Below are 20,587 nucleotides of genomic sequence, written 5' to 3'. Positions count from 1 at the left end.
GCTTTCGGTAGAGAAGCGGCCGGATCGGGTCCCGAGGCTCGGGCCCGATCCGGCCACCGTGTTACTTGTTGACGCTGAAGCCCTGCGAGTTCCCGTACTCGACCAGCGCGTCCTGCCAGGCGATGAGGCCCTCGTTCAGGTCGGTACCGTTCTGGTAGGCCTGGCCGACGGTGTCACCGAAGATGCTGATGCCGTAGACCTGGTAGGGGAGGTAGCTCCAGTCGGGCACGACGTCCTCGGCCGCAGCGGCGAGCACCTCGTTGATCTTCTGGCCGCCGAAGTACTCCGGGGCGTCCGAGAGGAACTCCTCGCTCGACAGCTCGGCGGAGGTCGACGGGAACCCGCCGCTCTCGAGGAACAGCGAGATGCTGTCCTCGGAGTTGTTGAGCCACCACAGGAATCCGGCCGCGAGCTCCGGGTTCTCGCTCTGCGTGGTCACCGCCTGGCCGCCGCCGCCGTTCTCGGCGCTGGCGGGGGTGCCGTCGTAGGTCGGCATCGGGGCGACGCGCCAGTCACCGGCACCGTCGGGCGCACCCGAGATGAGGTTGCCGGGCATCCAGGCGCCGATCACGAGGGTCGCGATGCTGCCGTCGCCGAGGGCGCGGAACCACTCATCGCTCCAGCTGCTGACCGGGGCGACGAGGTCTTCCTCGACGAGGCGGTTCCAGTTCTCGGTCCACTTCTTCGAGCCCTCGTCCTGCAGGTCGATCGTGACGTCGGTGCCGTCGGTCGAGAAGGGCTGGCCGCCGGCCTGCCAGATCATCGACGTCGCGAAGCCCGCGTCGCCGGTGTCGTTGGTGATGTACGCGTCGGGGTTCGCGGCGTGGATGGCCTTCGCGGCCTCGTAGTACTCGTCCCACGTGGTCGGCACGGCGATGCCGGCGGCGTCGAAGACGGCCTTGTTGTAGAACAGGGCCATGGGGCCCGAGTCCTGGGGGAGGCCGTAGATGGCGTCGCCGTCGGTGACCGAGTTCCAGGTCGAGGCGGTGTAGTCGTCCTCGAAGTCGCCGAAGCCGTACTGCGACAGGTCGACGAAGGCGTCCGTGAGGGCGAACTGCGGGAAGGCGTAGTACTCGACCTGCACGACGTCGGGTGCACCGGAGCCCGCCTTGATGGCGTTCTGCAGCTTCGTGTACTCGTCGGTGTTGGTGCCGGCGTTGACGACGTTGACCTTGACGTTCGGGTACTCCTCCATGAACGCCGCGGCCTGCGCCTCAGCGGAGGGGGTCCACGACCAGTACGTGATCTCGCCGCCCTTCTCGAGCGCGGCCTCGACCGAGTCGAACGAGCCGTCGCCGGCGGCGCTGCCGCCACCGGCGCCTCCGGTGCTGCAGCCGGCCAGCGCGAGGGCTGCGACGGTGCCGGCTGCGAGCACCGTCAGGGTGCGGCGCGCAGCGGGGTGAGGAAGGTGCTTCATTGCTGTGTCCTTTCGGGGGTGCGATCCAGCGTCGGATCGACGGTTTTCTGCGATGCGAGGTGCGGGGAACGCGACTCTTACTGCTTGACGCTTCCCGCGGTGAGACCTGACTGCCAGAACCGCTGCAGCAGCAGGAAGGCGATCACGATCGGGATGATCGTGAGCAGCGAGCCCATGATCACGAGGTTGTAGATCGGCTGGGATCCGGCACCGATCGCCTGCGAGCTCCACTGGTTCAGACCCACGGTGAGCGGGTACCAGGCGGGATCGGAGAGCATGATCAGGGGCAGGAAGTAGTTGTTCCACGTCGCGACGACCGTGAAGAGGGCGACGGTCACGATGCCGGGTGCGAGCAGGCGCATCGAGATCGTGAAGAACGTGCGGAACTCCCCGGCGCCGTCGATGCGAGCAGCTTCCAGCAACTCGGTCGGCACGGATTCCGAGGCGAACACCCAGATGAGGTAGAGACCGAACGGGCTGATGAGCGACGGGATGATGACCGCCCAGGGGGTGTTCGTCAGCCCCAGCTCGCTGAAGAGCAGGAAGGTGGGCACCGCGAGCGCCGTACCGGGCACCGCGACCGCGCCGAGCACGATCGCGAAGACGGCGCGTCGGCCGGGGAAGCGGTACTTCGCCAGGCCGTATCCCGCCATGGTCGCGAGCAGCGTCGCGCCGCCCGCGCCCACCACGACGTACAGCAGGGTGTTGCCCAGCCAGCGCAGGAAGATGCCGTCCCGGAACGAGAACGTCGCGACCAGGTTGTCGATGAACGCGAAGTCGTCGGCGAACCAGAGGCCGAACGAGCTGAAGAGCCCCGACTGCGTCTTGGTCGAGCTGAACAGCAGCCAGACGAGCGGCACGAGCGTGTACAGCGCGTACACGACCATCACGATCAGCAGCGTCTTCGACGACCGCGGGTTCATGGGGTCGTTGCGCTTGCGCGAGGAGCGGGCGAGGGGGAGTGCCATCTCAGCGCACCTCCGGCTTCGAGCCGCGCAGTTGCACGACGTAGGCGATCACGGCCGTGATGATGCCCATGATGATGGCGATCGTCGCGGCGTAGTTGAACTGCTGCCCGGCGAACGAGAGGTTGTACGCGTACATGTTGGGTGTGAAGTACGTCGTGATCACATTCGGGGCGAGAGGGCGCAGGATGTTGGGCTCGTTGAAGAGCTGGAAGCTGCCGATGATCGAGAAGATCGTGGCGATGACGAGCGCGCCGCGCACGGAGGGGATCTTGATGGAGAAGATCGTGCGCCAGGCGCCGGCGCCGTCGAGCGAGGCCGCCTCGTACATCTCGGTGGGGATCGTCTTGAGCGAGGAGTAGAAGATCAGCATGTTGTAGCCGACGAACTGCCACGTCACGATGTTTCCGATCGACACGAGGATCCATTCCCGGGCGAACGGGGTGATGAGGTCGCTGCCGAGGAAATCGTTGAAGTTCGACGTCAGACCGAACTGGTCGCCGTAGATGTAGCCCCACATGAGCACCGCGACGACCGCGGGAACCGCGTACGGCAGGAAGATCAGGATGCGGAAGAACGAGGCGCCGCGCAGGCGTGCGCTGTCGAGGGCGAGAGCCGCACCGAGGGCGAGGGCGAGCATGATCGGCACCTGCACGACGAGGAAGATCAGCACCCGGCCGAACGCCTCCCAGAACTGGGGATCGGTGAGGGCGCGTACGTAGTTGTCGACGCCGACGAACGCGTTGCCGCCGACGAGCTTCTCCTGGAAGAAGCTGAGGTACAGGGCGTACGCGAGCGGGGTGAGGAACACCAGCGCGAACACGAGCATGAACGGGCCGACGAAGGCCCAGCCCTTCCAGTCGCGCTTTTCGCGGCGGCGGATGCCGGCGGCTCCGGGGGCCGCAATGATTTCAGTCGTCATCGACGAGACCTTCTCCAAGTCCAGGCGCTCACTGCGCCGTGTGTCAACGTCAACATATGCGATGCGCTGCTAGTGTGTCAACGTCAACACATGAATGGATGATCAATCGTGTCCCTGGAATCCTCGACAGAGCAGTCGCCGCGGCGACGAGACCCCTCGATGGAAGACGTGGCGCGTGAGGCGGGTGTCTCCGGGCAGACCGTCTCGCGAGTGGTGAACGCGCGCGGCTACGTCGGTGCGGCGACGCGCGAGCGTGTCGAGCAGGCGATGCAGCAGCTCGGCTATCGTCCTAACAGCGCGGCCAGGGCTCTGCGGTCGGGGCGGTTCCGTGCCATCGGCGTGATCATGTTCTCGTTCAGCTCCTACGGCAACCAGCGCACCCTCGACGCGATCGCCGTGCGCGCCTCGCAGATGGGTTACGCGCTCACCTTGATCCCGGTCGAGTCCAGCGCCCGCGAGACCGTGGCGGGCGCGTTCCGCCGACTCGAGGAGCACGCCGTCGACGGCATCATCATCGTGGTCGAGGCCCATCAGCTCGACGAGGCGGAGGTCGAGATCCCCGACGGGTTGCCGATCGTGCTCGTCGATTCCAATCGCGGCTCGACGCATCCGTTCGTCGACACCGACCAGGCGCAGGGCGCCCGGCTCGCCACCGAGCACCTGCTCGACCTCGGGCACGAGACCGTCTGGCATGTGTCAGGTCCGACCGAGTCCTACTCCGCCGAACGTCGCCGCGAGGCCTGGCGGTCGACGCTGGAGGAGCGCGGTCGCCGAGTTCCCGAGATGATCCCGGGGGACTGGAGCGCTGCCTCCGGGTACCGGGCCGGTGTCGAGTTGCGCGACCGCGACGACGTCACCGCCGTGTTCGCCGCCAACGACCAGATGGCGATCGGTGTGGTGCGCGCGTTCCGCGAGGCAGGCCGCGACATTCCGAGCGACGTCAGCGTGGTCGGGTTCGACGGACTGCCCGATGCGGCGCAGATCTGGCCGCCGCTCACGACGGTGCAGCAGCACCCCGAGAAGGTGGGTGCGCTCGCGGTCGACGCGCTGCTCGCCGAACTCGACGGGGGAGAGGTCGCCCAGACGCCCCTCGTCGGCACCGAACTCGTCGTCCGCGAGAGCACGGCACCCCCGCGCGCCGGTTTCTGAGCGAGCGACGACGGGCGACGAACAGTCGAAGCGAGTCGGCTCAGCGCCAGATCGCGGCGATGGCGGCGTTCGCCGCGGTGAGGATGCCGACCAGCCAGAACATGATCGGGGGCACCGGCGCTCCGCGCTTCTGCCGCGCGGTGCCGATGCCGAGCAGTGCGCCGATGACGAGCAGCAGCACGAGCTTCACGCCGATCTTGACGTAGTTCAGCTCGTACGAGATGCCCCAGGGTGCGGCGAGAGCGAGACCGGCGACTGCGGCGATCGCCATGCCGATGCTCATCAGCCGCGTGAAGACGCGCTTGCCGCCGAAAGCCTGCGCCGCCCAGGCTCCGAAGAGCACGGCGAAGCCGATCAGGTGGACGAAGAGAACGATGTGGCGCAGGGTCTCCATGACCCTCACGGTACGATTCCGCGCCGTCCCTCCGCTACGAAGGGCAGGCTCGCCTCAACGGGTGTTCAGCCGCGGAGCTCCTTGATGACGAGGGCGGTGCGCAGTGCGGCATCCGCTGCCTCGGCGCCCTTGTCCTCCTTCGATCCCTCGAGACCCGCACGGTCGAGACCCTGCTGCTCGTCGTCGAGGGTGAGCACGCCGAAGCCGACGGGCTTGCCGGTGTCGAGCGAGACGCGTGTGAGACCGTTGGTCGTCGCCGCCGAGACGTATTCGAAGTGCGGGGTGCCGCCGCGGATGATCACGCCGAGCGCGACCACCGCATCCGCGCCACCGGCGAAGGCGGCCTGGGCGGCGACGGCGAGTTCGAACGACCCCGGCACGCGCACGAGGCGGTGCGTGGCCCGAGCGTCGTTCAGCACGCGCTCGGCCCCGGCGATGAGGCCGTTCGTGATGGTGTCGTGCCAGGTGCCGGCGATGATGACGACGTCGAGTCCGCGTCCGTCGATGTTCCCGGTCGTGGGTGCTCCTGCGCCGCTCATGCGTCGTCCTTCCGTCCTGCGAGGGCGGCCTTGAGCTCGTCCTCGCCGATGATGTGACCCATGCGGTCACGCTTGGTCTCGAGATACTGGTGGTTGTTGGGTCCGACGCCGACGATCAGCGGCACCTGCTCGACCACGTCGAGGCCGAGCTCGCGCAGCTGGTTCACCTTGTCGATGTTGTTCGTCAGCAGGCGCACCTTCGACACACCGAGATCGGCGAGGATACCGGCGGCCGCTGCGTATTCGCGGGCATCGGCCGGCAGCCCGAGCGCGAGGTTCGCGTCGACCGTGTCGAGTCCCTCCTCCTGCAGGCTGTAGGCGCGGAGCTTGTTGATGAGCCCGATGCCGCGTCCCTCGTGACCCCGCATGTAGATGACGATGCCGCCGTCCTGCTCGATCGCATCGAGCGCGGCGTCGAGCTGGGGGCCGCATTCGCACTTGAGCGATCCGAAGGCCTCGCCGGTCAGGCACTCGGAGTGCACGCGCACGAGCGCGGTCTCCTGCGGCTCGCCCGAGACGACGGCGATGTGGTCGGTGCCGGTGACGCGGTCCTTATAGGCGAGGAAGCGGAAGGTTCCGTGGGTGGTCGGCACGGTCGCATCGGCGCGCAGGCTCACGCGGCGATTGCGCACCGGACCGTTGTCGCCCTGCGGGTCGATCTCGTTGAGGTGGTCGATCAGCTGCTCGATCGTGATGACGGGCACACCGTCGCGGGCCCCGAGTTCGAGGAGCCCCGGCATCCGCATCATGCTGCCGTCCTCGGCGACGACCTCGGCGATCGCCCCCACCGGCTGCAGTCCCGCGAGGCGCATCAGGTCGACGGCGGCCTCGGTGTGTCCGCTGCGTTCGCGCACGCCTCCGTCGACCGCGCGCAGCGGCAGAACGTGCCCCGGGCGGATGATGCTCGTGGCCGTCGAGCCGGGGTTCGCGAGCACGTTGAGGGTGTGTGCGCGGTCGTGCGCGCTGATACCGGTGGTGACGCCCTCGGCGGCATCGACGCTCACAGTGTAGGCGGTGGCGCGCGCGTCTTCGCTCGCGGCGACCATCGGCTGCAGGTTGAGGTCGTCGGCGCGGTCGGCGGGCATCGGCGCGCAGATGAATCCGGACGACCAGCGCACGGTCCAGGCGACCCACTCGGGGGTGGCGAGTTCGGCCGACAGGATGACGTCGCCCTCGTTCTCGCGGTTCTCGTCGTCGGCGACGAGGACGGGGCGCCCGGCGCGCAAGGCGTCGAGGGCGTCGGCGATCGTGGAAAGGCTCATCGCGAGCCTCCTTCCGGTGCGGTCCGGAACGCGAGCAGGCGCTCGACGTGCCGGGCGAGGATGTCGGTCTCGAGGTTGACGCGGTCGCCGACGGTGCGAGTGCCGAGGGTCGTCGCGGCGAGGGTCTCGGGGATCAGTGAGATCTCGAACCACTGCTGCTCGTCGGAGCCTGTGCCCGACGCAGGAGGATCGCTCACCGCGCTCACGGTGAGCGAGGTGCCGTCGACCGAGATCGATCCCTTGTCGACGACGAGCGGGGCGAGATCGGCGGGCAGGGCGATGCGCAGCACGCTCCACCGGGCCCCGGGCCGCACCTCGACGACTGTGCCGACGCCGTCGACGTGGCCCTGCACGATGTGTCCGCCCAGGCGCGCACCGACGGGCATCGCCTTCTCGATGTTGACGCGGGTGCCGATGGCGGCATCACCGAGCGCCGCGACGTCGAGTGTCTGCTTCATGACGTCGGCGTCGAAGGAATCGACATCCGAGGCGACCACGGTCAGGCAGACGCCGGAGACGGCGATCGACTCGCCGTGCACGGCGTCGGCGGCGGCTTTCGGTGCGCGCACGGTCAGACGCCAACCGTCACCCGACGGCGAGATGGCGGTGATCTCGCCGATCTCCTCGATGATCCCGGTGAACATCAGACGGCTCCTTCGGACGATGCGGTGGGGTGGGCGATCGCGAGCAGGTCGGCGCCGAGGGGCACCCACTCGTCGATCGTCAGGCGGTGCGCGTCGCCGATCGACGAGACGCCGATGTCGGTGAGCGCGAGTCGGCTCCCGCCCAGCAGCACGGGGGCGACGTAGGCGAGCACGCGGTCGGCGAGCCCCGCGGCGATGAACGCGCTGGCGAGGGTCGGGCCGCCTTCGACGAAGACGCTCTGGATGCCCCGGCCGTGCAGGTCGCCCAGCACCGCGTGCAGGTCGTGCGCCTCGAAGAAGAGCGGCGCGTGCGGATGCCGTCGCACCGCCGCGTCGGGCGGAGTGGGGCGCGAGCCGATGACCACCGGTACGGGCTGGTGGGGCAGGAGCGTGTCTCCGTCGCGAGCGGTGAGCGCGGGGTCGTCGGCGAGCACGGTGCCGGTGCCTACCACGATGGCATCGGCCGCTGCGCGGCGGCGGTGCACATCGGCGCGGGCCGCGGGGCCGGTGATCCACTGGCTCGAGCCGTCGTCGGCCGCAGCGCGTCCGTCGAGGCTCTGCGCCCACTTCACGGTGACGTGGGGGCGGCCGAGGCGCTGCGCGGTGAGCCATCCGTCGATCACGACGTGCGCGGCATCCGCCTGCTCACCGGCCTCGACGCTGACGCCCGCGGCCCGCAGGCGTTCGGCGCCTCCGCCCGACACGGCGCCGGGATCGTCGAGCGCGTAGACGACGCGGGTCACGCCCGCCTCGATCAGCGCGAGCGCGCACGGTCCGGTGCGTCCGGTGTGGTTGCAGGGTTCGAGGGTCACGACCGCCGTCGCACCGCGCGCGGCCCCGGGGGCGAGCTTCGACAGCGCGTCGACCTCGGCGTGAGGGGTGCCGGCACCGTGGTGCCACCCCTCGGCGAGGATCGTGCCGTCGGGGGAGAGGATGACTGCGCCGACCTGCGGGTTCACGCCGCGGGGGCCGAGCGCCGCGAGCGCGAGAGCACGGCTCATCGCCTCGCGCTCTGTCTCGTTCACTGCCATCCGTCGTCCTTCTTTGAAGGCTCCGGGGGAGGCGGACGGCGCGCACGGCGGCGCATCGTGCTGCCTCCCTTCCGGACTAGCGGGATCTCTCCCGCATCACCGTCGGTCCCGGATTTCCACCGGATCGGCACCTCGATCGAAACCGAGACGCTCGCGGACTGTCACCGCCGGTTCGGATTCCCACCGACCCCGGAGCACGTTGATGTTCTGAGTGTACTCAACGTGCCCGCGCTGAATTCATTCCCCGTCATCCTGCGACGTCTCCGCTCATTTCAGCAGCCGTGACAGGCGTCGGTCGGCGAGCACCTTCCCGCCCGTCTGGCAGGTCGGGCAGTACTCGAGTGAGCGGTCGGCGAAGAAGACGCTGCGCACGGTGTCGCCGCAGACCGGGCAGGTCTCGCCGCGACGGGCATGCACCTGCATCCCGCGGCGCTTCGCGTCTTTCAGGTCGGCCGGAGGCTTGCCGGACGCTTCGGCGAGCGCCTCGCGCAGCGTCGCCTGCATCGCCGAGAACAGCGAGTCGATCGCGGCGTCGTTGAGAGTCGCGGCGATCGCGTAGGGCGACATGCGCGCGGCGTGCAGGATCTCGTCGGAGTACGCGTTGCCGATGCCGGCGATCAACGCCTGATCGCGCAGCAGGCCCTTGATCTGCGTGCGCTTTCCGTCGAGGAGACCGGCGAACACATCGCGGGTGAAGGCGTCGTCGAGGGGGTCCGGGCCGAGACGGGCGATGCCCGGCACATCGGCGGGATCGCGCACGACGTACACGGCGAGGGACTTCTTCGTACCCGCCTCGGTGAGGTCGAACCCGCTGCCGTCGTCGAGCGCGACGCGCAGGGCGATCGGCGTCTTACCGGGTTTGATGATCGTCGTGGGCAGGGTCTCGTACCATCGCAGCCAGCCCGCCTTCGCGAGGTGGAAGACGAGATGCAGGTCGTCTCCGCAGGAGAGCACGATGAACTTGCCCCGCCGCGAGGCCCCGCTGATCACGGCACCGTGCAGCGCGGTGTTGGGCGGGTCGTAGGTCTTCAGCGCGGCGATCGCCGCGACGCTCGTGCGCGTGAACGTGCGCCCCACGACGCGCTCGCCCAGGAAGTCGACGAGCCCCTGCACCTCCGGCATCTCGGGCATGCGAACATCCTGCCACCGGCAGCCGACATCGGCACCCTCCTCCGCGGGGGAGACGGGTTAGAGCACCGGCCAGGTCACCGGCGTGCGGTCGTCGGTGGGCAGAAGGCCCGCGACCCAGCCGTCGTCGCGGCCGCGGGGTCCGGTGAGCAGTTGGCGCTGGAGACCCTCGTAGCGGAAGCCGAGGGCGCGGGCCGCGCGGGCGGAGGGGACGTTCCCGACCACGGCACGCCAGGTGAGGCGTGCGAGCCCCAACTCGTCGAAGCCCCAATCGATGACGGAGCGGGCCGCCTCGACGAGATATCCCCGACCGCGGGCGGATGCCGCGATCCAGTAGCCGAGTTCGGCATGCCCGCCCGCGTCGTGCGGGGTGATGTGGTGCAGTCCGATCGAGCCCACGAGTTCCTCGCCCGCGTGCACGCCCCACACCGCCTGCGACCCGTCGGCCCACCACTCGCCGGTCAGACGCACGTAATCGGCGGCGTCGTCGCGCGAGTAGGGCGACGGCACGGTGGTCCAGCGCGGGATCTCCGGGTCCTGGCACGCGGCCGTGATGGCGTCGATGTCGGCGTCGGTCGGCGCCGCCAGCACAAGGCGCTCGGTCTGCAGTCGCACAGTTTCCATCGCACCACGGTATCTCCCCCCGCAGGCGGCACCGGACGGATGCCGGAGCCGATGTCGGAGGCGGCGGCTAGTCTTATCCGGTGACTGTTCCAGGGATTCTGCGCGCCTTGGAAGAGGCGTCTCTGTACCGTGAAGCGCTCGGCTGGGCCCAGACCGATGCCGACCTCGGCCTCGTCGACGGGCTCGATGCTCCGGCCCTCGCGGGACTCCTCGCCAAGCGCGCCGCAGCGGGGCATCCGCAGGCGTTGCTCGCCGTCGTGCCCACGGGTCGTCGCGCCGAGAGCCTGGCGCAGGCGCTCGGCTCCTACATCCCCGACGCCGAGGTGCTCACGTTCCCGGCCTGGGAGACCCTGCCCCACGAGCGCCTCAGCCCGAGCCCCGACACGGTCGGTCAGCGCCTCGCAACCCTGCGACGCATTCGCGAGTGGTCCGGCGACCGTCCGCTCGTCGTCGTCGCCTCCGTGCGCGCGGCCCTGCAGCCGATCGCCGGCAATCTGGGCGAGATCGCTCCGCTCGAACTCGCGGTCGGCGGTCGCGGTCTCGAACTCGACACCGTCGCCGCCCGTCTCGTCGAGCGCGCCTACTCGCGCGTCGACATGGTCTCTCGTCGCGGAGAATTCGCGGTGCGCGGCGGCATCCTCGACGTGTTCCCGGCGATCTCCGAGCATCCGTTCCGCGTCGAGTTCTTCGGCGACGAGATCGATCAGATCCGCGCCTTCTCGGTCGCCGACCAGCGCTCCCTCCCCGGCGACGTCGGCTCCGTCGACCTGCCGCCCAGCCGCGAGCTGCTGCTCACCGATGACGTGCGCGACCGCGCGCGTGCGCTGATCGGCGGCTTCCCGGCGATCGCGGGCATGCTCGAGAAGATGGCCGAGGGCATCCCGGTCGAGGGCATGGAGTCGCTTCTGCCTGCGGTCGCGGGTCCCCTCTCCTCGCTCGCCGAGTACCTCCCCGCGGGGGCGGCCACCGCCGTGGTCGATCCCGAGCGTTCGAGCGCCCGAGCCATCACCCTCGGTGAGACGAACCGCGAGTTCCTCGATGCGGCATGGAGCGCCGCGACTTCGGGAGCCTCCGCGCCCATCGACCTGGGGGCGGGCGATTTCCTCACGATCGCGCAGCTGCGTGAGGTCGTGCGCGACCGCGGGGGCGTGTGGTGGCGGCTCAGCCCCTTCGGCGCGGGCCTCGGCGAGGACGACGCCGAAGCGGCGAACCTCGACGCCACCGTGATCCCCTCGTTCCACGGCAACGTCGACGGGGCGATCTCCTTCGTCGCCGGGCGCATCTCCGAGGGCTGGCGTGTCGTGGTCATCGCCACCGGCTCGGGACTCGTCGACCGTGCCCGAGATGTGCTGGCCGATCGCGGCATCGCGGCGCGCATCGTCGCCGAGCTGACCGAGGCTCCCGAGCCCGGCGTCGCGACCCTGCTCACCGGCTCGGTCGAGGCCGGATTCCAGGTGCCCGAGGCGAAGCTCGCCGTACTCACCGACAACGAGTTCTACGGTCGCACGATCGGCGGCGACCAGCGTGTGGTCAAGAAGCTCGCCTCCCGCCGCAAGAACGTCGTCGACCCGCTGCAGCTCAAGCCGGGCGACTTCGTGGTGCACAACACCCACGGCATCGGACGCTTCGTCGAGATGACCCAGCGCGAGGTGTCGACCGGGGGACGCAACGCCACGAAGTCGGTGCGCGACTACCTCGTGCTCGAGTACGCACCGTCGAAGCGCGGATACCCGGGCGACAAGCTCTACGTGCCCACCGATCAGCTCGACCTGCTCTCGAAGTACGTGGGCGGCGAGGGGCCGACCCTGTCGAAGATGGGCGGCAGCGACTGGTCTCAGGCCAAGGGCAAGGCGCGCAAGGCCGTGCGCGACATCGCCGTCGAGCTCGTCAAGCTCTATTCGGCGCGCATGAGCGCCAAGGGGTATGCCTTCGGCCCCGACACCCCCTGGCAGCGGGAGCTCGAGGAGGCGTTCCCCTTCGCCGAGACGGCCGACCAGCTGCAGACGATCGACGAGATCAAGGCCGACATGGAGCGGCCGATCCCGATGGACCGCCTGCTCTCGGGCGACGTCGGCTTCGGCAAGACCGAGGTGGCCGTGCGCGCTGCGTTCAAGGCGATCCAGGACGGCAAGCAGGTCGCGATGCTCGTGCCGACGACGCTGCTGGTGAAGCAGCACCTCGAGACGTTCACCGAGCGCTTCGCCGGTTTCCCCGTGAAGGTGCGCCCGCTCTCACGATTCCAGACCGACAAGGAGGCTCGCCTGACGCTGCAGGGCCTGCTCGACGGCACGGTCGACATGGTCATCGGCACGCACCGCATCCTCACCGACCAGGTGATGTTCAAGGACCTCGGTCTGATGATCATCGACGAGGAGCAGCGGTTCGGCGTCGAGCACAAGGATGCGCTCAAGAAGATGAAGACGAACGTCGACATCCTCGCCATGAGCGCCACCCCGATCCCGCGCACGCTCGAGATGGCGGTCACCGGGATCCGCGAGATGTCCACGCTCGCCACGCCGCCGGAGGACCGGCATCCGATCCTCTCGTTCGTCGGCCCGCGCAGCGACAAGCAGATGGCCGCCGCGATCCGCCGCGAGATCCTGCGCGAGGGCCAGGTGTTCTTCGTGCACAACCGGGTGCAGTCGATCCAGCGCGTCGCCGCCGAGCTCGCCGAGCTCGTACCCGAGGCGCGTATCGCGGTCGCGCACGGGCAGATGGGCGAGCATGCGCTGGAGCAGGTCGTCGACGACTTCTGGGAGCGCAAGTTCGACGTGCTCGTCTCGACGACGATCATCGAGACCGGTCTCGATATCTCGAACGCGAACACGATCATCATCGACCGTGCCGACAAGTACGGTCTGAGCCAGCTGCATCAGCTGCGCGGCCGCGTGGGCCGCGGCCGCGAACGCGCCTACGCGTACTTCCTCTACGACGAGATGAAGCCGCTCAGCGAGACGGCGGCCGACCGGCTGCAGACCATCGCGGTCAACAACGACCTCGGTTCGGGCATGCAGGTCGCGCTCAAGGATCTCGAGCTGCGCGGTGCGGGCAACCTGCTCGGCGGCGAGCAGGCCGGGCACATCGCCGGCGTCGGCTTCGACCTGTACCTGCGCATGATCGGCGAGGCGGTGTCGACGTTCCGCGGCGAGGAGGTCGAGTCCGGTCAGGAGCTGCGCCTCGAACTGCCGCTCGACGCGCGCATCCCCGAGTACTACATCGACAGCGAGCGCCTGCGGCTCGAGGCGTATCAGAAGCTGTCGGCGGCGTCGATCGCGACGGCGAAGGACGACGCGATCGACCTCGTCATCGACGAGCTCACCGATCGCTACGGCACGCCCCCCGCCGAGGTCGAGGGACTCATCGCGATCGCGCGCCTGCGGCGTCGGGCGGCACGCGTCGGGCTCACGGACGTCGTCGTGATGGGCTCGAACCTGCGCATCGCGCCGGCTCGCCTCGAGGACTCGATCAAGGTGCGCCTGCAGCGCCTCTACCCGAAGGCCAAGCTGGTCTCCGGTGGTGAGGCGCTCGTGGTGCCGATGCCGACGGTGCCGGCCGCGGTCGGCGTCGGGCTCGAACCGCTCCCGGACGCCGAGCTGCTCGAGTGGGTGGGGCAGTTGTTCACCGCGATCTTCCCCGAGCCGGTGAAGGCGGAGTAGCCCGTTAGACCAGCATCGACCGCGCGTCAACGGGGTGCGGCGCCGGGGAGATGCGGCGGATGCTGGCGGCATGTGGACACTTCTGATCATCCTGCTCATCGTGTGGGCCGGCCTCGCCGTCTTCGGCTTCGTGGTCAAGGGCCTCATCTGGCTCGCCGTCCTGGGCGTCGTGCTGTTCCTCGCGACCCTCGTGATCGGCATGCTGCGCCGCGCCGCGGCGACCAAGGAGTAAGCCCGCCCCCGGGAGAGGCCTCCCGCCGCTCGCTCCCGCACCACTACGCTGTGAGCATGTTGTACGAGCACCTCGGGGCTCGGCCCCGGATCCACGACACCGCCGTCATCGCTCCCACCGCGGTCGTCTCCGGCGATGTCGAGATCGGGGCGGGCTGTCAGGTGCTGCACGGCGCCGTGATCACGGCCGAGGGCGGGCCGATCACGCTCGGTGCGCACGTGATCGTGATGGAGAACGCCCTCATCCGGGCGACCGCGGCGAACGCGGTGCATATCGGTGATCACTCCCTCGTCGGCACGCTCACGAGCATCGCCGGCGCCACGGTGGGCGACGAGGTGTTCCTCGCCTCGGGTGCGCGGATCTTCAACGGTGCGATCGTGGGCGCCCGCAGCGAGGTGCGCGTGAACGCGATCGTTCAGCGACGTGCGCGCGTTCCCGAAGGCACGGTCGTTCCGATCGGCTGGGTGGCGGTGGGGGATCCGCTGCAGCTGTTCTCGCCGGATCGTGATGCCGAGATCGCCGCGGCCCAGCCCGATCTCGACTTTCCCGGGCACGTGTTCGGTGTCGATCGAGACACCCCCGATCTGATGGTGCAGCTCACCGAGCGCTTCGGCTCGTCCCTCGCGCGGCATGCCGGCGACCTCCCGCTCGGCGACCACCGTGGCTGAGGGCGGGGCGGGACTCGTCCGGCCGGATGTCGACGCGGGCGACGCCGTCCGGATCGCTCGCGATCTCTACGGTGCCGATGTCGTCGCGCGCGAGCTCGGCAGCAATCAGGATCGCAACTTCCTGCTCACGGAGTCCGACGGTTCGCGCAGCGTCCTCCGCATCGACAACCCGGTGTTCGGTGACGAGGCGCGCGCCGCCCAGCATGCGGCGCTCGATGCGTACCGGGCGGCCGGCGTGGCGGTGCCGGCCGTGCTTCCGGGCCTCGACGGTTCGCTGACCCAACGCTGGCGCGGCTTCGCCGTGCGGCGCAGCGAGTTCGCCGTCGGGGAGGAGCTCGTCGACGCCGGGTATCTCGCCCCGGTCGTGCTCGCCGAGTTCGGAGCGCTCGCGGCAGCATCCGTGAATGCTCTCGCGTCCCTCCGGCACCCGGGGCTCGACCGCCCGCACATGTGGGACATGCGCGTGGCCTTCGACGAGACGGCGCACCTGTCGGACGCGATCACCGATGACGCGCTGCGCAGGCGCGTGCTCGCCGCGTCCGAAGAAGCCCGGAAGGCGCTCACCCCGGTCGAGGGTGATCTGCCCGTCCAACCGATCCACGGCGATCTCACGGACGACAACGTCATGGGGCGGCGAGGAGCCGACTCCCGCCTGCACCCCCACACCGTGCTCGACCTCGGCGACCTGGCTCTCGGGTGGCGTGTGGCCGAGCTCGCGGTGTGCGTGTCGTCGATGCTGCACCACGAACCGGATCGCCCGCTGCGGGTGCTCGACACGATCGCCGCCTTCCACGCCGACGCCCCGCTGAGCGATGCGGAGGCCCGCGCGGTCTGGCCGCTCGTGGTGCTGCGCGCCGCGCTCCTCGTCGCCAGCGGATGGCGGCAGCTCGAGATCGACGGCGACAACGACTACGCCCGCGAACGGATCGCGGGGGAGCAGGCGATCTTCGACGCGGCGACCCTCCTGCCTCTCGCAGAGGCCTGCGAGCACGTGCTCGCACGCCTCGGCGTCGGGGCCCCGCAGTTCTCCGGCCGGGTCGAGGTCGCGCCGCTCACCGCGCTGCTCCCCGAGTTCATCGGCGACGTCGAGATGGTCGATCCGGGCGTCGAGTCCGTCGCCCTCGACGCCGGACGCTGGCAGCGAGAGGATGCCGAGTCGGCCCTGGTCGAGGCAGCCCTGGCGACCGGAGCCTCGGCGGCGCTGATGCCCTACGGGGTGTTCCGCCTGACCCGTACGCGGGTGGACGTCGCCGATGCCGCGCCGACCTGGCCCGTGCACACCGAGATCCACCTCGGGGCCGGTCCCCGGATGCGCGTGACGAGTCCCGTCGACGGCGCGCTGCGGGCGAGCCGCGAGGAGCCGCGCATCGTCCTCGGCGACGGCTGGGTCCTCGACCTGCGCGGTGTGGAGATCGACGACCGCGCAGGGCTGCACGTGTCGGCGGGCGACATGGTGGGGTGGCTTCCGGCATCCGACGTCGACCGCGTGCTCACGCTCGGCCTGCGGCGTTCGGATGCGCCCGAGCGGCCCCCGCGAGCTCCCGGCGCCGCGCTGGTCGAGCCGGAGCGGGTGCCGGCCTGGCGACGACTCACGGCAGATCCCGCGCCGCTGCTGGGTGTGCCGTCGCTCGCTCAGCACGACGAGTCCATCGAGGAGCTCGCGCGGCGCGAACGCATCTTCGCCGGCGCCCAGGAGCGGTACTACGCGCATCCGCCGCAGGTCGAGCGGGGCTGGCGTCATCACCTGGTCGACACGACCGGTCGCGCCTACATCGACATGGTCAACAACGTCGCCGGCCTCGGGCACGGCCACCCGCGGGTCGCCGACGCGGCCGATCGGCAGCTGCGCACTCTCGGCACGAACTCGCGGTTCCTGTTCCGCGAGCTCGCGGAGTACAGCGAGCGCCTGCTGGCGCTGATGCCGGAGGGGAGCGGTCTCGACACCGTGCTGCTCGTCAACAGCGGCTCGGAGGCGGTCGACCTCGCGATCCGGCTCGCGCAGGCGGCGACCGGGCGGCGCACGATCGTGGCGTTGCGCGAGGCGTATCACGGGTGGACGATGGCGAGCGACGCGGTGACCACGAGCGCCTACGACAACCCGTTCGCGCTCGAGACGCGACCCGACTGGGTGCACGTCGCCGACGTGCCCAATCGGTTCCGCGGCACGTATCGCGGCGACGATACGGCCGGGCGGTATCTCGAGGATCTCTCGGACGATCTCGTCGCCCTCGAGAGGGACGGACGCGATGTCGCCGCTTTTCTGTGCGAGTCGGTTCTCGGCAACGCCGGGGGAGTGCTCCTTCCCGAGGGGTATCTCGCGGGTGCCTACGAACGCGTCCGCGCCGCGGGCGGTCTGTGCATCGCCGACGAGGTGCAGGTGGGCTTCGGCCGCCTGGGGTCGACGTTCTGGGGCTTCGAGCGGGCGGGCGTCGCGCCCGACATCGTGACGATCGCCAAGCCCATGGGAAACGGCTTCCCGATCGGCGGAGTGATCACCTCGAAGCGCATCGCGGACGCCCTCGCCACACAGGGGCAGTTCTTCTCGTCGGCCGGTGGCAGCACGCTGAGCTGCCGCGTCGGACTCGCCGTGCTCGACACGATGGTCGAGGACGACCTCCAGCGCAACGCCGAGAACATCGGCGCACGGCTGGCCGACGGTCTGCGGGCGCTCGGCGACGAGCATCCGCTGGTGGCCGTCGTGCACGGCGCCGGGCTGTATCTCGGGGTCGAGCTCGTGCGCGACCGCGCGACGATGGAGCCCGCGGATGCCGAGGCCGCGGCGATCTGCGAACGGATGCGCGAACTCGGGGTCGTGGTGCTGACGACATCGGAACGATCGAACGTACTGAAGATCAAGCCGCCGCTGTGCCTGACGGCGGAGAGCGCCGATCACGTCGTCGCGATGCTGGGGCGGGTGCTGCGCGATGGCTGGTGATCTCGCGATCTTCGAATCGCGCGTATTTTCGTTATGTTAAATGCGCATTTCGAATCGAAATTAGGGTCGCGCTGAGGAATACCTGTGCTCCATACTGTTCCTCACACGTCGGACGACCCGAGTCCGGCGCCTGGCGCTGTTCCAACGAGGAGTACCCATGGCACTGAAGACGAAGCCGCTCGCCCAGGGGGGCGCAACGCTCAAACGGAATCTCGGTCTGTGGGCCATCGTCGGTCTGGGGCTCGGGTACATGACACCCACCGTGGTCTTCGACACGTTCGGCATGGTCGCGCGCGATACGAACGACGTGGTTCCCGCCGCCTACCTCGTCGCCCTCGTCGTCATGGTGTTCACCGCCATCAGCTACGGAAAGATCGCCGGCGCCATCCCGAGCGCCGGATCCGCGTACACCTATGTGCGCGAGTCGATCCACCCGAACCTCGGGTTCATGGTCGGATGGACCTCGCTGATCGACTACGTGCTGTTGCCGATGGTCAACTGCCTCATCGTCAAGAGCTACCTCGAGGCGATGTTCCCCGACATCCCGGGCTGGATCTGGGTGGTGCTGTACTGCATCCTCGTCACCAGCATCATCTACATGACCATGCGCGGCACCTCGAACCTGAACGTGATCCTGCTGATCTTCTCGATCGTCGTCATGATCGTGTTCGTCGTGCTCGTGGTCGCTCAGCTGCTGCGCGGCGACGGTGCGGCGACCATCCTCTCGGTCGGGGCGTTCCTGCACGACGACGTCACCTTCACCGCCGTGCTGACCGGCGCGACCATCGTCTGCTTCTCGTTCATCGGATTCGATGCGGTCACGATGTACGCCGAGGAGGCGAAGGACCCGAAGGTCATGCCGAAGGCGATCCTGCTCACCGTCCTCATCGGCGGTGGCATCTTCCTCGTCTCCTCCTACGTGTCGCAGTTGCGGTTCCCGGACTGGAACGAGTTCGCGCCCGGCGGCGACATGCAGTTCGTCGAGGACTCGACGCTCCCGATCATCGGCGACCTCGTCGGCGGCAACGTCTTCATGGCGGTGCTGACCGCCGCCGGCTTCTGCGCGACGCTCGCCTCGGGGCTCGCCTCGCACGCCTCCGTCTCGCGCATGCTGCTCGTGATGGGCCGCAACAACGTGCTGCCGCAGAAGGCCTTCGGCTACATCAACCCGCGCACTCACACGCCCACGTTCAACATCGTGCTCGTCGGGGCCATCTCGCTGCTCGCGATCCCCTTCACCCTCGAGCTCATCGCCGCGTGGATCAACTACGGTGCGCTGATCGCCTTCACCTTCGTGAACATCTCGGTGATCGCGTGGTTCGCCATCCGAAAGGGGCGCCGCGAGACGCCGGCGGACATCTTCAACTTCATCGTGATGCCGACCATCGGCATGCTGCTCACCGGGCTGCTCTGGGTCAACCTGCACCAGGACGCGCTCATCGGCGGCCTCACCTGGACGGCGATCGGGTTCGTCTACCTGCTCGTGATCACGCGCGGCTTCCGCCGCAAGGTCGCTGCCTTCGACGAGAACCAGGCGGTCACCGGGTTCAACAAGGTCGTGAAGGTGCCGGTCGACGAGAGCTGAGCGGCGCCCCGACGCACGAAGGGCCGTCTCCCGAGGATCACGGGAGACGGCCCTTCCGCAGGGGTCAGATGACGCCCTGCGCGAGCATCGCCGCAGCGACGCGCTCGAAACCGGCGATGTTCGCGCCGGCCACGTAATCACCCTCGACGCCGTAGCGCTCGGCCGCGTCGAAGGACGCCCGGTGGATGTCGGCCATGATCTCGCGCAGCTTGTTCTCGCTGTCGCCGAAGGTCCACCGCTGACGGGAGGCGTTCTGGCTCATCTCGAGAGCCGACGTGGCGACGCCGCCGGCGTTCGCCGCCTTGCCGGGGGCGAAGAGCACGCCCGCCTTCTGGAACGCCTCGACCGCCTCGGGAACGCACGGCATGTTCGCTCCCTCCGAGACCGCACGCACGCCGTTCGCGATGAGTGCCTGAGCGTCGGCGAGGGAGACCTCGTTCTGCGTCGCCGAGGGCACGGCGATGTCGACCGGCACCTCCCAGACGCTGCCCCCCTCGACGAAGCGGGCGCTGGGGCGACGGTTCGCGTACTCGACGATGCGGGCCCGCTCGACCTCCTTGATCTGACGCAGCAGATCGACGTCGATCCCGGCGTCGTCGACCACGTAACCGGAGGAATCGGATGCCGTCACCGGCACGGCGCCGAGCTGGGTGGCCTTCTGGATCGCGTAGATCGCCACGTTGCCCGAGCCCGAGATGCCGACGCGCTTGCCCTCGAAGGAGTCGCCCTTCACGGCGAGCATCTCCTGCGCGAAGAAGACGGCGCCGTAGCCGGTGGCCTCGGTGCGTACCTCGGCACCGCCCCAGCCCGTGCCCTTACCGGTGAACATGCCCGACTCGTGACGGTTGGTGACCTTGCGGTACTGGCCGAACAGATAGCCGATCTCGCGGCCCCCCACCCCGATGTCGCCCGCGGGCACGTCGGTGTGCTCGCCGAGGTGGCGGTAGAGCTCGTTCATGAACGACTGGCAGAAGCGCATGACTTCGGCGCTCGATCGACCGTGCGGATCGAAGTCCGAGCCGCCCTTGCCTCCGCCGATGCCCTGTCCGGTGAGCGCGTTCTTGAAGATCTGCTCGAATCCGAGGAACTTGATGATCGAGAGGTTGACCGAGGGGTGGAAGCGCAGACCGCCCTTGTACGGCCCGAGCACCGACGAGAACTGGATGCGGTAGCCGCGGTTGACCTGCAGCTTGCCCGCGTCGTCGACCCACGGCACGCGGAAGAGGATCTGCCGCTCCGGTTCGACGAGACGCTCGAGGATGCCGCCGTCGACGTACTCGGGGTGCGCGGCGAGCACCGGTGCGATCGACTGCAGCACCTCGTGCACCGCCTGGTGGAACTCGGGTTCGTGCGGGCTGCGGGCGAGGACCGTGTCGAACACGGGCTGCACGGCGGCGTCGAGCGGGTGGAAGGCGGCAGGGGAGAGTGCGGACACG

17 protein-coding genes are annotated in these 20,587 nt (G+C 69.2%); 6 read left to right on the top strand and 11 right to left on the bottom strand.

All coding sequences use genetic code 11. The features are described 5' to 3' along the window. Nucleotides 1–61: 61 nt before the first annotated feature. The 3 genes from ACIPVN_RS05375 to ACIPVN_RS05365 all read right to left on the bottom strand — a co-directional run bounded on the left by ACIPVN_RS05375 (nt 62) and on the right by ACIPVN_RS05365 (nt 3,304). Nucleotides 62–1,417: an ABC transporter substrate-binding protein gene (locus tag ACIPVN_RS05375; RefSeq protein WP_400440451.1), complete on the bottom strand. Its 1,356-nt coding sequence runs from the start codon at nt 1,415–1,417 to the stop codon at nt 62–64. Between the two features lie 77 nt (nt 1,418–1,494). Beyond that, nucleotides 1,495–2,340, bottom strand: coding sequence for a carbohydrate ABC transporter permease (locus ACIPVN_RS05370; protein WP_247624713.1), 846 nt, complete (start codon nt 2,338–2,340; stop codon nt 1,495–1,497). 46 nt (nt 2,341–2,386) lie between these two features. Then, the gene (locus tag ACIPVN_RS05365; RefSeq protein WP_400440448.1) at nt 2,387–3,304 is read right to left on the bottom strand and encodes a carbohydrate ABC transporter permease; all 918 of its coding nucleotides are present in this window, start codon (nt 3,302–3,304) and stop codon (nt 2,387–2,389) included. Between the two features lie 159 nt (nt 3,305–3,463). On the opposite strand from ACIPVN_RS05365, the gene ACIPVN_RS05360 reads away from it, so the two are divergent. Continuing rightward, on the top strand, nt 3,464–4,453 hold the full coding sequence (locus tag ACIPVN_RS05360) for a LacI family DNA-binding transcriptional regulator (RefSeq protein WP_400440445.1): 990 nt from the start codon (nt 3,464–3,466) through the stop codon (nt 4,451–4,453). A 40-nt stretch (nt 4,454–4,493) separates the two neighbouring features. Here the strand turns inward: ACIPVN_RS05360 and ACIPVN_RS05355 are convergent, their stop codons facing one another. The 7 genes from ACIPVN_RS05355 to ACIPVN_RS05325 form a co-directional block, all read right to left on the bottom strand. Continuing rightward, on the bottom strand, nt 4,494–4,847 hold the full coding sequence (locus tag ACIPVN_RS05355) for a Fe-S protein (protein WP_400440443.1): 354 nt from the start codon (nt 4,845–4,847) through the stop codon (nt 4,494–4,496). Between the two features lie 65 nt (nt 4,848–4,912). Continuing rightward, the gene (gene ribH, locus ACIPVN_RS05350) at nt 4,913–5,386 is read right to left on the bottom strand and encodes a 6,7-dimethyl-8-ribityllumazine synthase (protein ID WP_400440440.1); all 474 of its coding nucleotides are present in this window, start codon (nt 5,384–5,386) and stop codon (nt 4,913–4,915) included. Further along, nucleotides 5,383–6,648: a GTP cyclohydrolase II gene (gene ribA / locus ACIPVN_RS05345; protein ID WP_400440437.1), complete on the bottom strand. Its 1,266-nt coding sequence runs from the start codon at nt 6,646–6,648 to the stop codon at nt 5,383–5,385. The genes ribH and ribA overlap by 4 nt, the downstream gene beginning before the upstream one ends. Then, complete coding sequence (locus ACIPVN_RS05340; protein WP_400440435.1) at nt 6,645–7,292, bottom strand: riboflavin synthase; 648 nt, start codon at nt 7,290–7,292, stop codon at nt 6,645–6,647. Before ACIPVN_RS05340 ends, ribA begins: the two co-directional genes overlap by 4 nt. Then, the gene (ribD, locus tag ACIPVN_RS05335) at nt 7,292–8,323 is read right to left on the bottom strand and encodes a bifunctional diaminohydroxyphosphoribosylaminopyrimidine deaminase/5-amino-6-(5-phosphoribosylamino)uracil reductase RibD (RefSeq protein ID WP_400440432.1); all 1,032 of its coding nucleotides are present in this window, start codon (nt 8,321–8,323) and stop codon (nt 7,292–7,294) included. The genes ACIPVN_RS05340 and ribD overlap by 1 nt, the downstream gene beginning before the upstream one ends. A gap of 267 nt (nt 8,324–8,590) precedes the next feature. Then, a complete protein-coding gene (locus ACIPVN_RS05330; RefSeq protein ID WP_400440428.1) occupies nt 8,591–9,454 on the bottom strand; it encodes an Fpg/Nei family DNA glycosylase in 864 nt (287 codons plus the stop codon). A 57-nt stretch (nt 9,455–9,511) separates the two neighbouring features. Continuing rightward, the gene (locus tag ACIPVN_RS05325; protein WP_400440426.1) at nt 9,512–10,075 is read right to left on the bottom strand and encodes a GNAT family N-acetyltransferase; all 564 of its coding nucleotides are present in this window, start codon (nt 10,073–10,075) and stop codon (nt 9,512–9,514) included. Nucleotides 10,076–10,155: 80 nt separating this feature from the next. Here ACIPVN_RS05325 and mfd point away from each other — a divergent pair, with 80 nt between their 5' ends. The 5 genes from mfd (at nt 10,156) to ACIPVN_RS05300 (ending at nt 19,151) form a co-directional block, all read left to right on the top strand. Further along, complete coding sequence (gene mfd / locus ACIPVN_RS05320) at nt 10,156–13,731, top strand: transcription-repair coupling factor (protein WP_400440423.1); 3,576 nt, start codon at nt 10,156–10,158, stop codon at nt 13,729–13,731. 70 nt (nt 13,732–13,801) lie between these two features. After that, the gene (locus ACIPVN_RS05315; protein WP_400440420.1) at nt 13,802–13,963 is read left to right on the top strand and encodes a hypothetical protein; all 162 of its coding nucleotides are present in this window, start codon (nt 13,802–13,804) and stop codon (nt 13,961–13,963) included. Between the two features lie 56 nt (nt 13,964–14,019). Further along, on the top strand, nt 14,020–14,631 hold the full coding sequence (locus tag ACIPVN_RS05310) for a gamma carbonic anhydrase family protein (protein WP_400440417.1): 612 nt from the start codon (nt 14,020–14,022) through the stop codon (nt 14,629–14,631). Further along, entirely contained in the window at nt 14,594–17,566 is a 2,973-nt protein-coding gene (locus tag ACIPVN_RS05305) for an aminotransferase (protein ID WP_400440414.1), read from the top strand. The genes ACIPVN_RS05310 and ACIPVN_RS05305 overlap by 38 nt, the downstream gene beginning before the upstream one ends. A gap of 157 nt (nt 17,567–17,723) precedes the next feature. After that, nucleotides 17,724–19,151: an APC family permease gene (locus ACIPVN_RS05300; RefSeq protein ID WP_400440411.1), complete on the top strand. Its 1,428-nt coding sequence runs from the start codon at nt 17,724–17,726 to the stop codon at nt 19,149–19,151. Nucleotides 19,152–19,215: 64 nt separating this feature from the next. Here the strand turns inward: ACIPVN_RS05300 and gdhA are convergent, their stop codons facing one another. Next, nucleotides 19,216–20,586, bottom strand: a complete 1,371-nt coding sequence (gene gdhA / locus ACIPVN_RS05295; protein WP_400440408.1) for an NADP-specific glutamate dehydrogenase — start codon at nt 20,584–20,586, stop codon at nt 19,216–19,218. Between the last annotated feature and the right edge of the window lies 1 nt (nt 20,587).

Origin of the sequence: Microbacterium sp. NPDC090003 (assembly GCF_044748385.1) — a bacterium.
Taxonomy (GTDB): domain Bacteria; phylum Actinomycetota; class Actinomycetes; order Actinomycetales; family Microbacteriaceae; genus Microbacterium.
This window is presented reverse-complemented; position numbering and strand designations above follow the sequence as displayed.

Coding starts and splice junctions, on each gene's coding strand:
- ACIPVN_RS05360 (WP_400440445.1), top strand. CDS start 3,464: ATGGAAGACGTGGCGCGTGAGGCGGGTGTCTCCGGGCAGACCGTCTCG.
- ACIPVN_RS05305 (WP_400440414.1), top strand. CDS start 14,594: ATGCCGGCGACCTCCCGCTCGGCGACCACCGTGGCTGAGGGCGGGGCG.
- ACIPVN_RS05370 (WP_247624713.1), bottom strand. CDS start 2,340: ATGAACCCGCGGTCGTCGAAGACGCTGCTGATCGTGATGGTCGTGTAC.
- ACIPVN_RS05330 (WP_400440428.1), bottom strand. CDS start 9,454: ATGCCCGAGATGCCGGAGGTGCAGGGGCTCGTCGACTTCCTGGGCGAG.
- ACIPVN_RS05315 (WP_400440420.1), top strand. CDS start 13,802: ATGTGGACACTTCTGATCATCCTGCTCATCGTGTGGGCCGGCCTCGCC.
- ACIPVN_RS05365 (WP_400440448.1), bottom strand. CDS start 3,304: ATGACGACTGAAATCATTGCGGCCCCCGGAGCCGCCGGCATCCGCCGC.
- ACIPVN_RS05355 (WP_400440443.1), bottom strand. CDS start 4,847: ATGGAGACCCTGCGCCACATCGTTCTCTTCGTCCACCTGATCGGCTTC.
- ribH (WP_400440440.1), bottom strand. CDS start 5,386: ATGAGCGGCGCAGGAGCACCCACGACCGGGAACATCGACGGACGCGGA.
- ACIPVN_RS05300 (WP_400440411.1), top strand. CDS start 17,724: ATGGCACTGAAGACGAAGCCGCTCGCCCAGGGGGGCGCAACGCTCAAA.
- ACIPVN_RS05340 (WP_400440435.1), bottom strand. CDS start 7,292: ATGTTCACCGGGATCATCGAGGAGATCGGCGAGATCACCGCCATCTCG.
- ribA (WP_400440437.1), bottom strand. CDS start 6,648: ATGAGCCTTTCCACGATCGCCGACGCCCTCGACGCCTTGCGCGCCGGG.
- ribD (WP_400440432.1), bottom strand. CDS start 8,323: ATGGCAGTGAACGAGACAGAGCGCGAGGCGATGAGCCGTGCTCTCGCG.
- ACIPVN_RS05375 (WP_400440451.1), bottom strand. CDS start 1,417: ATGAAGCACCTTCCTCACCCCGCTGCGCGCCGCACCCTGACGGTGCTC.
- ACIPVN_RS05325 (WP_400440426.1), bottom strand. CDS start 10,075: ATGGAAACTGTGCGACTGCAGACCGAGCGCCTTGTGCTGGCGGCGCCG.
- ACIPVN_RS05310 (WP_400440417.1), top strand. CDS start 14,020: ATGTTGTACGAGCACCTCGGGGCTCGGCCCCGGATCCACGACACCGCC.